Annotated in this window: 7 protein-coding genes and 1 pseudogene; all 8 read left to right on the plus strand. The window is 45.6% G+C overall.

The features are described from left to right. The first annotated feature begins 94 nt into the window (after positions 1–94). Positions 95–1,384, plus strand: a complete 1,290-nt coding sequence (locus COT43_01490) for a hypothetical protein (GenBank protein PIS30585.1) — start codon at positions 95–97, stop codon at positions 1,382–1,384. A gap of 1 nt (position 1,385) precedes the next feature. Continuing rightward, positions 1,386–1,916: a hypothetical protein gene (locus COT43_01495; GenBank protein ID PIS30586.1), complete on the plus strand. Its 531-nt coding sequence runs from the start codon at positions 1,386–1,388 to the stop codon at positions 1,914–1,916. A 64-nt stretch (positions 1,917–1,980) separates the two neighbouring features. Then, positions 1,981–4,065, plus strand: a pseudogene (locus COT43_01500) (site-specific DNA-methyltransferase). Further along, entirely contained in the window at positions 4,062–5,078 is a 1,017-nt protein-coding gene (locus COT43_01505; GenBank protein ID PIS30587.1) for an SIR2 family protein, read from the plus strand. Before COT43_01500 ends, COT43_01505 begins: the two are co-directional and overlap by 4 nt. 14 nt (positions 5,079–5,092) lie before the next feature. Further along, positions 5,093–6,805, plus strand: coding sequence for an ATPase (locus COT43_01510; protein PIS30588.1), 1,713 nt, complete (start codon positions 5,093–5,095; stop codon positions 6,803–6,805). 236 nt (positions 6,806–7,041) lie between these two features. Then, on the plus strand, positions 7,042–8,202 hold the full coding sequence (locus COT43_01515) for a hypothetical protein (protein PIS30589.1): 1,161 nt from the start codon (positions 7,042–7,044) through the stop codon (positions 8,200–8,202). Continuing rightward, positions 8,202–8,672 carry a DUF4411 domain-containing protein gene (locus COT43_01520; protein ID PIS30590.1) on the plus strand — a complete coding sequence of 157 codons (471 nt, stop codon included), beginning with the start codon at positions 8,202–8,204 and terminating at the stop codon, positions 8,670–8,672. The genes COT43_01515 and COT43_01520 overlap by 1 nt, the downstream gene beginning before the upstream one ends. A 6-nt stretch (positions 8,673–8,678) precedes the next feature. Beyond that, complete coding sequence (locus COT43_01525; protein ID PIS30591.1) at positions 8,679–11,366, plus strand: type III restriction endonuclease subunit R; 2,688 nt, start codon at positions 8,679–8,681, stop codon at positions 11,364–11,366. Positions 11,367–11,738 lie beyond the last annotated feature (372 nt).

Below are 11,738 nucleotides of genomic sequence, written 5' to 3' on the forward strand. Positions count from 1 at the left end.
ATATAGATAAACCAGGTGAAAAAAGAGAATGTGCAGGTTAAACAGATATTAAGCGCATAGTTCGAGATGATAAACTTCTTATCTGGAAGGTTTTATGACTAAAATACTATTTGACGAGAGAGCAGAAAAGAATTCCCAAGCCGAGAACCAAACGGCTAATTTCCTCGGGCAAGTAACAACGCTTGAGGTCAAGTACGACATGCCAGTGATCATTTTCCAAGATGGCGCAAGCGGCGCTTATTACATCAAGTCTTCTCTTCTGGCAAGCGATGCCGCAAAACTATGTGATTTGGATGCTAAACTCGATGTGACAAGCACCGATAGTTATAAAACAAACCGTCAATTGTTTCTAAAGCATATGACATATCAGCGCATGGCGGCAGACGCAACGAAAGGACGAGAGTTTAATGACATTATCGTTGAATATACCGTGGAGTATGCCCCTGAAACCCCTTTAAAAGTCTGGGGTGGTCAGCATCGTATCAAAGCGATTTTTGGGGCATACACAAAAAGCGATCGTTATCATGGCTTTAGAATATATTTCAACCTCAACAAAGTTCAACGAACTGAAATTGCATTGGTGTCAAATACGAATATCTCTGTATCAAACGATACCTTTGACCGAATGATTGAAGAAACAATATTTGGTGGTGTTTTAAGGAAATGGTGTCAGAAAGTTGGCTTTCTGGGTGACAAAGAGGACTTTCCCGATGTTGGATCGCGTTCGGAAAAGATTTCAGTTAAAAAAGCTCGGAGCTTTTTAGTAAATTTTTATTTAGGTGAAGAAAGAGGCCGAGAATTGAATTCTTCTGAGTTAGATCGGAATGTTTATGAACCTTACTTGGTTGAGACAGGTGTAAAAACAGGAACAGATAGAGAAATAATTGCTGACCCGGCTTATGAAAAGATCATGAATCAACGAGATATTCTCAGCGACGAGTCCTTACTTAAGGCTGGTCAAAGATTCCTTGCCTTGCATAATGCACAGTATCGGGCGGTTTCAGATCCTAAAACATCTATCAAGAAGATAAAAGGCTACAAAAATAAGACGTTTGTTGAGTCGGTGTTATGTGGTTGGAGTTATGTGGCTGGCTTATTGCAATCTCACCCTGAACGTTTAGAGAACCATTACCGTATTCCTAAGACTTCTGGCAAAATTCCCGATCCCCTTAATGCTAAAGAGATGTCGACATATAAGCATGATAAAGATGAGGCTACTTATCGAGGACTCGGAACGCGATCTGCCTTAAGAGATAGACAAAGGGTTGCACAATTATTCTTAGCAAAAAGTTTAGAAGAAAATGTGACGATTGACTCCAAATTTATGGATAAGGCCGTTAGCCAAGTTATTGGATTGCTATCTTTATCTCAAGGATATGCTTAAAATGCGCGAGTTCAGAGATTATCTTAGATATGCTCGTAAATACTTATCATCGGCAGAGGACAAAATCCAAAAACAGGAAGATGCTGAATGGCTTCTCATTCCGGCGATAATTTTAGCATGGTCGGCGATGGAATCGTTTGTCAATAATCGTTGTAATGATTTGAGTTCTCTGCCTAGTGATATGTTTGAGATGCATGAGAAGGCATTTCTTCAAGAAAAACGTCTGCGTTTTGAAGATAGCGGGGCGAACATAGGTAAATTCGTTTTGGAAGGTAATGAATATCAAGCTCTGGAGAATAAGATATTTTTTCTTCTGTCCAAGATGGGTTCTCACGATGCAACCAACTTAAAGGGTGGTGCACTTTGGCAACGTTTTAAGTCTTTCAAAGATGTTAGAGATAGTCTGGCGCACCCAAGGCGTGATACGGAAATAGTCTTAACCATACAAGTAGTTAATGACTTTATTGAAACTGCTCAGGAATTAATTCAAGTGATTTCGGAGCGAATCTGGAAAATGAGATTGGATTTTTAAGCGAAGTGCAAAAGCGCCTCACGACCATGAAGCCGAATATAACACCGCGAAGGAGAAAAGTCTTATGCCACGACTGACTGAACAAGAACAGCAAGAAATCGTCCGCTTTATCGAGGCAGATAGGCCGTTGCCGGAGAAGTACCGCTTTCTGCTGTTCGAGGACAAGCGCGAGGTCGAACTGGTCTGGAACGGCAAGTCGAGCGAGGTCTGCAATATCGTACTGCCCTTCCAGGTTATCGAGCAGGTGGATGAGCCGCGTGTGGAGAAGCCGGAAGATGGCGGGATGCAAGGGGGGCTTTTCGATTTTCGCGGCCGCCAGCTCAAGGGCTGGACGAACAAGTTGATCTGGGGTGACAACAAACTCATCCTTTCGTCGCTGAAGAACGGTCCGCTGCGAGAGGAGATCGAAAAGCAGGGCGGCCTCAAACTCATCTACATCGACCCGCCGTTCGACGTCGGCGCCGACTTCTCCATGGACATCGAGATTGGCGGAGACACCTTCACCAAGAAGCCCAATATCCTCGAAGAAATCGCCTACCGCGACACCTGGGGCAAAGGCGCGGATTCCTTCATCGCCATGATCTACGAGCGGCTGGTGCTGATGCGGGATTTGCTGGCGGAGGATGGCAGTATTTATGTGCATTGCGATTATCGGGTTAGTGCATACATGCGCCTTGTTATCGACGAGTTGTTTGGTAAACAAAACCACCAAAACGAGATCATTTGGCATTTTATAAAAGGTGCAAGTGGTAATGACAGGTTTGGCAGAAAACACCAGACGATATTTTGGTATGCCAAATCAGCAGAAGATCTGATCTTTAATCGAAAGGAAATTGGTGTCGCTTATAACCCCGAAACCATCGCTCGGGCTCAGCGTGGCGAGGCGAGATATAACGTTACTGCTGAAGAGTTGGAGGAGCGAGGGAAAAACCCGGGTGATGTTTGGTCTGACTTGCATCCCGTGCAAGGAAATTCAATTGAAAATACCGGTTACGCTACACAGAAACCAGAATCATTTTTGGAAAGAATTATTAGGGCATCCTCCAACGAAAACGATCTCGTTGCCGACTTCTTCTGCGGCTCCGGCACGACGGCGGCGGTGGCGGAGAAACTGGGGCGCAAGTGGATCGTCAGCGACCTGGGCAAGTTCGCCATCCACACGACGCGCAAGCGGCTGATCGGCGTCCAGCGGCAGCTCAAGGCCGAGGGCAAGGACTATCGGGCCTTTGAAATCCTCAACCTGGGCAAGTACGAGCGCCAGCATTATATCGGCATCAACCCCAACCTGCGCGAGGAAGAGCAGCGCAAGCAAATCGAAGAGAAGGAAGCGGCGTTCGTCGACCTTATCCTGCGGGCCTACCGGGCAGAAAAGACGACGGGCTTCGCGGCATTTCACGGCAAGCGGGCCGGGCGGCTGGTGGCCGTCGGTCCTGTCAACCTGCCGGTGACGCGTCTCTTCGTCGAAGAGATCATCCTGGAATGCCGAAAGAAGCACATCACCAAGGTGGACATTTTGGGCTTCGAGTTCGAGATGGGGCTGTTCCCGAACGTGCTGGACGAGGCGCGGGCCAAGGGGATCGACATCGCGCCGAAGTACATCCCTGCCGAGGTGTTTGACAAGCGGGCGGTGGAGAAGAACCAGGTGGTGTTCCACGACGTGGCGGCCATCGAGGTCAAGCCACATGTCGCAAACAACAGCGTGGCGATGGAACTGACGGACTTTTCGGTGTTCTACTCGCAGGACTCGATTGCCAATGCTGAGGCGGAGATCAAGGACAAGGGCAGCCGGATCGTGGTGGAGAAGGGTCAGATCGTGAAGGTGAGTAAGGATGCGAACGGGATCGTCACCCGCGAAGTGCTCACCAAGAACTGGACCGACTAGATCGATTACTGGTCGGTGGACTTCGACTTTGAGAGCAAACGGGAAATCATCCGGGTGAAGAATGAGGAAACCGGCGAATGGGAAGAACGCTGGACGGGGGATTACATCTTTGAGAACGAGTGGCAGTCTTTCCGCACCAAGAAAGACCGGTCGCTGGAAATGAAAAGCGTCTTCCACGAATGCACGCCGGGGCGGCGGAAGATCGCGGTAAAGGTGGTGGACATTTTCGGCAATGACACGATGACGATTATTGAGGTGACGGTGTGAATGTCCTCGAAGAAGAGAGAGATAAATTTGCTAAAATAATCCAAAAGTATCTGGAAAAGCAACCGGTAATTATACTTGGAACAGGCGCTACGATTCCTTTTGGCATGCCCTCAATGCCGGAGCTTGCAAGCCATTTGAAAGTATCTATTACTGATGGATCGACCGAATGGGGTTTATTTTTATCTGAGTTAGAAAAAACAGGCGATTTGGAAAAAGCACTTCAAAATACTCCAATAAATCCAACATTGACTAAAAAAATAATAATCGGCACATGGGAGTTTGTAAACCAGAAGGATTTAGCGTTTTATAAAAATTTGGTCGATGAAAAGGAAAAGAATTTTCCTCTTAAAGATTTGTTCTCAAAATTACTCCAATCGCATCCAAAGCATGTAAAAGTAATCACAACTAACTACGATAGAGTTGCAGAGTATGCCGCAGATTTAGCAGAAGCAAATATCCATACAGGCTTTTCGGGAAGATATCTGCTAAACTTCACTCAAAACTATCTTCAAAGTCATCCTAATCAGAACAGAGCAGATATTTGGAAAGTACATGGTTCGTTAGATTGGTTCAATCGAGAAAACAATCTTTCTTTCTCGTCTCCATTGGCTAAAGAGATTCCTGAAAATACCGCGCCGCTAATTGTCACGCCGGGTATTATAAAATATCAGCAAACACACCTTGAACCATACAGAACTGTTATGAATGAAGCTGACAAGGCATTGATTCAGGCTTCATGTTTCTTGTGTATCGGATACGGATTTAATGACGAGCATGTACAACCTAAATTACTTGGGCAAGTAAAAAAAGGAAGGCCGATTGTAACCATTGTACAAAAACTAACCGAGACCGGGGAAAAACTATTACTCCAAAATCCCGCCAAATCAATTATATTGGAGAAAGCTGGGGATAATAGTACCTTTTTCCATTATTACGAAGACAATGTATATAAGAAAGAAACTATGGCCGGCAATTTCTGGCGGTTGGGCGAGTTTCTAAACCTATGGTTATAACAGGAGGAATGATTATGGCGATATTTGATTATAATTCAGAAGAATCGATTGGAACTGTTGAAAGTGTAGATACGGGAACAGTTGTGGTTCATGTCGAAAATGAAGAAAAATTAAAAGCACTACAAGTCAACCAACTGGTTGCGTTAAGGAGTAGTAAAGTCGGGCAATTTCTCATTGGGTTAGTTGTTAAGATAATGAGAAAAACATCCTCTGAGCCAATCGATCCAGATATGCCTGACAATGGCAGTATTATTGAAAATGTCATGAAAGTTACTTTGATAGGAACACATATTGATAAATTAGGGACGAAGCCGAACGTGTTTAAGCGAACATTAGAAACAGTCCCTGAAATCAATGCCGAATGTTTCGTGATAACTGGCGCAAAATTAACTCAATTCATGCAAGCAATTTCTTCATTAGCCGCAAAAAATCAAAACCCCTTGTCTATGGGGAAATATACTTTGGATGACGAGGCAGAAGCATGGTTGGATGGCAATAAATTTTTTCAGCGACATGCTGTTATTGTCGGCAGCACCGGGTCAGGTAAATCATGGGCGGTAGCAAGAATAATTGAACAAGTTGTAAACCTGCCATCCGCAAATGCGTTAATCTTTGATATTCACGGTGAATACAAAAAATTAGCTGATGAGATTAAGACTATCGAATACTTGAGAATTGCGGGGCCAAGCGATGAAGATGTTGTTAACAATGTATTCTTGCCCTACTGGCTGCTTACTTATGAAGAAATGCTGGCAATGATGCTTGACAGAAGCGATAACAATGCACCGAATCAGGCAAGAGCCTTTTTTGAAGCTGTTATTAAAGCAAAAAAAAGCAAACTTGAGACCGAAGGTAAAACCGAGATATTAAGCAACTTTACAATAGACAGCCCGTTACCATATAAGCTGAACGATGTTTTGGATGAATTAAAACAACTTGACAACGAAATGGTTCAAGGGGCAAGAACTGAAAAACAGGGTCCTTTGTTTAGCAAATTGATAAGATTCATTCAACGATTGGAAACAAAAATAACTGACAGACGATTAAATTTTTTATTCAACTCAAAGGATGAATTACAAAGATATGAATGGTTCGAAAATTTTGGGCAAAAATTAATGGGTTTTGAAAAGGATGCAAAAGGCGTTAAAGTTATTGATTTCTCCGAAGTGCCGTCTGATATACTACCATTGATTATTGGTTTAGTTGCACGAATTGTTTTCTCTATCCAACAATGGACAAAAAAAGAAAAAAGACATCCCATCGCATTGTTTTGTGATGAAGCACATCTGTATATTTCAGAAAAACCGGCATCAAGTGTTGATGAATCTGCTTTAAAAAACTTTGAAAGAATAGCAAAAGAGGGGCGAAAGTATGGCATTGGGTTAGTTGTTGTAACTCAACGTCCGGCAGATGTTAATCGCACTGTTTTGAGCCAAAGCAATAATTTTATTGCGATGAGACTAACAAACGCAGAAGACCAAGCTGTAATAAAAAGGCTTTTCCCTGATAGCTTGGGGGATTTCGCAGACCTGTTACCTATTCTTGATATTGGTGAAGCATTAATTGTTGGGGATGCTTCTTTGTTGCCGAGCAGAATAAAAGTCGCCGAACCAAAAGTAAAACCTCAAAGTGCCACTATTGATTTTTGGGATGAATGGGCAAAAGAAAAAAATGAAAATGCCATAAAAGAGGCGATTGATTCTTTAAGGAAACAAACAAAAAGTTAGAAAGGTGATTTATGTCCCTGCATTCCAACTTCCCGGTCAAGGTGGTGGATATCTTCGGCAACGACACGATGACCATTGTTGAGGTGAGCGTGGGAGGAAACCGCTAATGAATGCTAATGAACGCCAACCAAGAACGATGAACTCAAGCAACTCGGCTGGGATATCCGGCGGCATCTGTCCGTCAAAGTGGTGTATATTTATGGGAATGACACAATGAGAGTAATGGAGATAACCGAATGAAAGAGAAACTACCTATCAACGTTGATGTCCTGAAATGGGCAAGAACCTCTTTAGGTCTTTCAACGGAGGATATTGGTTACAGATTAAGCAAAGACAGACAAGAAATAGAAGCATGGGAAGATGGAACAACATCACCGACATATCCTCAACTTGAAAGATTGGCGCATGAAATTTATAAACGCCCGGTAGCTGTATTTTTCTTCCCATCTGTACCTGATGAAGAGACCCCAAAGACCGAGTTCAGGACATTGCCTAATACAGTAATTGACGATCTGCCGCATGAAATCATTAAACTCTATAGAAAGGCAAAGCTTTTCCAACTCAATCTTGAAGAACTTTTCGAGGGAGAGAAGCCGGTAAAAATATCGTTGTTGGACACGTTCGTGCTTACCGAGAATTCCCGGTTTGAATCGATCGCAAAAACGATCCGGAGCATACTCGGTGTCTCAATCGAGGAACAATCCAAATGGAACTCACCCGAGACCGCATTTAAGAAATGGCGAGAAGCTTTGGAAGCGCACGGGATATTCGTTTTCAAAGATGCCTTTAGGAACGATTACTATTCGGGTTTTTGTCTATACGACGAGAAATATCCGCTTATTTTTGTCAATAATAGCATGCCTGATTCGCGACAAGTGTTTACACTCTTTCATGAATTGGGGCATCTGCTTTATCATTCCGGCGGGATCGATTTCAGAAGCAGGGAAACTGTTCGCTCGTTCCAAGGATATTTTCGTGAGGTTGATGTGAGTTGCAACCAATTTGCGAATGAGCTTCTTGTTCCACAAGAAGAACTGGAATCGTTTGAACCGAAGATTTCAGAATCACAGTTCAAGAAACTTGCCGATTATTTTTCCGTGAGCCGCGAAGTCATCTTACGTAACTATCTTGACCGAGGCTTGGTTAATGCCAATTACTATGAAGAGATGGCCGCAAAATGGGCTAACCAAGCTAAAGAGAAACGAGAAGAGACATCAGGTGGCGGGAATTATTACTATAACCAAAAAACATACCTGGGTGAGAGGTATATCAATCTTGTCTATGGGAAATACTATCAGAGCAAGATTACGGTTGATAACGTCGCCGAGTACCTAAACGTCAAGGTACAGAATCTACCTACCTTTGAGTATATGGTTATGGAAGGAGGTAGACTTTGATGTATGTTTTTGATACAAACTCATTGTCGAATATTCTGAATCATTACTACCCAGATAGATTTCCATCCTTTTGGGAAAACTTCGCTGTGATTCTTCAGGAAAATCGCGTGTTTTCTGTACGCGAAGCAAGGTTCGAACTTGAACGCCGGTTTGATAATATTGTCATTAACCGATTGGTAAAGCATAATCCCGATTTCTTTGAGGACCCCAGTGTGAAGGAGCTTTCCTTTATAACTCAGATTTATTCGATCCAGCACTTCCAACAAAATCTTGATAGAAAGAAACTTCTTCAAGGAGGATATTTTGCCGATCCTTTCATATTTGCAAAAGCCAAAATCAAAGAAGCGATTGTAGTCACAGAGGAAGAGTGCTTGCCAAATGGTGCTCGGATACCAAACATTTGTGAGTACTTTGGGATAGAGTGCTTGAAACTGGAAGGATTCTTGACTAAAGAAGATTGGAGATTCTAATATATTATGGCACTGCATAAAAACTTTCCGCAATCCCCATATGCGATTCTCGATCCGGGCATCCGCTGGTTTCCTGCCGATGAAGCCTTGCGGGAGACAAGAATGGAGAAACTCATGCCGCCGCTGGTGGCGGAGCTACGCCGTAAGGTGAAGGAGTTCCGGGACGGCGGCTATGTGGACGCAGCGGACACCAGCCGGAGCCTGCTCAATTGGTGGTTCAAGACGCCGCACCTGCTGCTGAAGGCCGACGGAACCATGGCGGAGTTTGAATATTACTTCGCCCAGCGAGAGGCACTGGAGACGATTGTCTACCTATATGATGTTGTTGGGGTTAAGGACAAGCACGATCTGATGCGCTTCGATGCAAGCGGCCTTATATCCGGGAGCATGTTCGACGAGACCTGGCGGCGATTCGTGGTGAAGATGGCGACGGGCACGGGCAAGACCAAGGTGTTGAGCCTGGTTCTGGCGTGGAGTTTTTATCACAAGCTCTACGAGCCGGAATCGGAACTGGCGCGCAACTTCCTGGTCATCACGCCCAACATCATCGTCCTAGACCGCATCTATAGAGACTTTCAGGGACTGCGGATTTTCTTTGAAGACCCGGTACTGCCGAATAACGGATTTGAAGGGCGCAACTGGCGCGACGATTTTCAACTGACGTTGCATCTGCAAGATGAGGTTCGGATCACCCGGCCTACGGGCAATATCTTTCTGACCAACATCCACCGTGTTTATTCGGGCGATGACATTCCGCCGTCGCCGGATGATGAAGACATGCGGGACTATTTTCTGGGCAAGCGGCCCACAGGCGCTACCACGGATTCCAAGGTGGACCTGGGCATGATCGTCCGGGACATTGACGAGTTGATGGTATTGAATGACGAAGCGCACCATATTCACGATCCGCGTATGGCCTGGTTCAAATCCATCGAAGACATCCACAACCGGCTGAAGCAGAAGGGGGCGGCTCTGTCCATGCAGGTGGACACGACTGCCACGCCCAAGCACAACAACGGCGCGATTTTCGTGCAGACCGTGGCTGATTATCCGTTGGTTGAAGCGATCTCGCAGAACGTCGTCAAGCATCCCGTCTTACCAGACGCAGCCAGCCGCTCGAAGTTGAGCGAACGCCAGAGTGCCAAGTACACCGAGAAATATACCGACTATATCCATTTGGGCGTGATCGAATGGCGCAAGGCGTATGCCGAACACGTGAAGATGGGCAAGAAGGCGATCCTGTTCGTAATGACCGACGACACGCGCAACTGCGACGACGCAGCCGAGTATCTGGAGGAACATTACCCGGACTTGAAAGACGCCGTACTGGTCATTCACACCAAGAACAACGGCGAGATTTCTGAATCCACTTCGGGCAAGGACAAGGAGGAACTTGAAAAACTGCGCAAACAGGCGAATGAGATTGACGGGATGGAGAGCCCTTACAAAGCTATCATTTCAGTGATGATGCTCAAAGAGGGATGGGACGTGAAAAATGTCACCACGATCGTGGGCCTGCGCGCCTATTCCGCGACGAGTAATATCCTACCCGAGCAAACTCTGGGCCGGGGTTTACGCAAGATGTATCCCGGCGATGTGGAAGAGTACGTTAGCGTTGTCGGCACCAATGCCTTTATGGAGTTTGTGGAATCTATTCAAGCAGAAGGCGTGGTGCTGGAGCGTAAGCCGATGGGGGAAGGGACGGGGCCGAAGACTCCACTAGTGGTCGAAGTTGACAAGGAAAACGAAAAGAAGAACATCGCCGCGCTTGACATTGAAATTCCGGTGCTGACACCCCGTGTTTACCGGGAATACAAAAGCCTGAGCGCTCTGGACATCACCGCGATGGGGCATCAGCTCATGCTGTATTTGCAGTTCAGCGAAGAAGAACAGCGGGAAATCGTATTCAAAGACATCGCCACCGGCGAGGTGTCGCACACTACCATCCTCGACACTGCTGGCATTGCGGATTACCGGAGCGTGATTGGCTACTTTGCGCAAACCATCATGAAGGACCTGCGGCTGGTCAGTGGTTACGACGTGCTCTACGGCAAGGTCAAAGCGTTTGTGCAGGCCGAGTTGTTTGACCGCCCGGTGGAACTGGAAGACCCCAACACATTGCGCAACCTGTCGGAACTGGCCACCACCAAAACACTGATTGAGACCTTCAAAAAGGCGATCAACGCGCTGACCGTCCGGGACAAAGGCGACGCCGAAATCCGGGATACTATCAAGCTGCGGCAGACGCGCCCCTTTGTGGCGAAGGAGCAGAGCTACATTGTTCCGAAGAAAAGCATCTTCAATCGTATTATTGGTGACAACCACCTTGAACTGCAATTCGCCAACTTTCTGGAAGATTGCGGCGACGTTGTTTCTTACGCGAAGAACTATATGGCCGTACATTTCAAACTGGACTATGTGAACGCGGACGGCGACATTTCCAACTACTACCCTGATTTTATGGTCAAGTTGTCCGACAAGCTGATTGTCATTGCCGAAACCAAAGGGCGGGAAGATTTGGATGTGCCGCTGAAGATGGCACGGCTGCGGCAATGGTGCGAAGACATCAACCGGGTGCAAACAAATGTGAAGTACGACTTCGTTTACGTGGACGAAGAAAGTTTTGAAAAATACAAGATAACGTCATTCCAGCAATTGTTGGATGGCTTTAAGGAATACAAAGAGAAAATATGACAAGGCACTTCCATCTCGTATCGACGCTCTGCGTTGAGACTCAAACAGTCCGTATTTTACTTTAACAACCTTTTACCGTCAAACCCGTTTTTATCCCGACTTATCGGGACAAACGGGTTTCGACCAATCAACAAAAACCGGTTTAGTCTCCATTAAATCGGAGCCGGAAACCGGTTGGGTTCTTCTCCACAAGATTCGTCTTCTTTCGTGTTTTTCGTGGGCATCTCTTTCTTCCCACAACTTTACTGCCACTATATCCCCAATCAACCTAATCAACCTATTCAACCCAATTAACCTATTCCAACCCAATCAACCTAATCAACCTATTCAACCCAATTAACCTATTCCAACCCAATCAACCCAATCAACCCA

The sequence above is a fragment of the Candidatus Marinimicrobia bacterium CG08_land_8_20_14_0_20_45_22 genome (assembly GCA_002774355.1).
In the GTDB taxonomy this organism is placed as follows: domain Bacteria; phylum Fidelibacterota; class UBA2242; order UBA2242; family UBA2242; genus 0-14-0-20-45-22.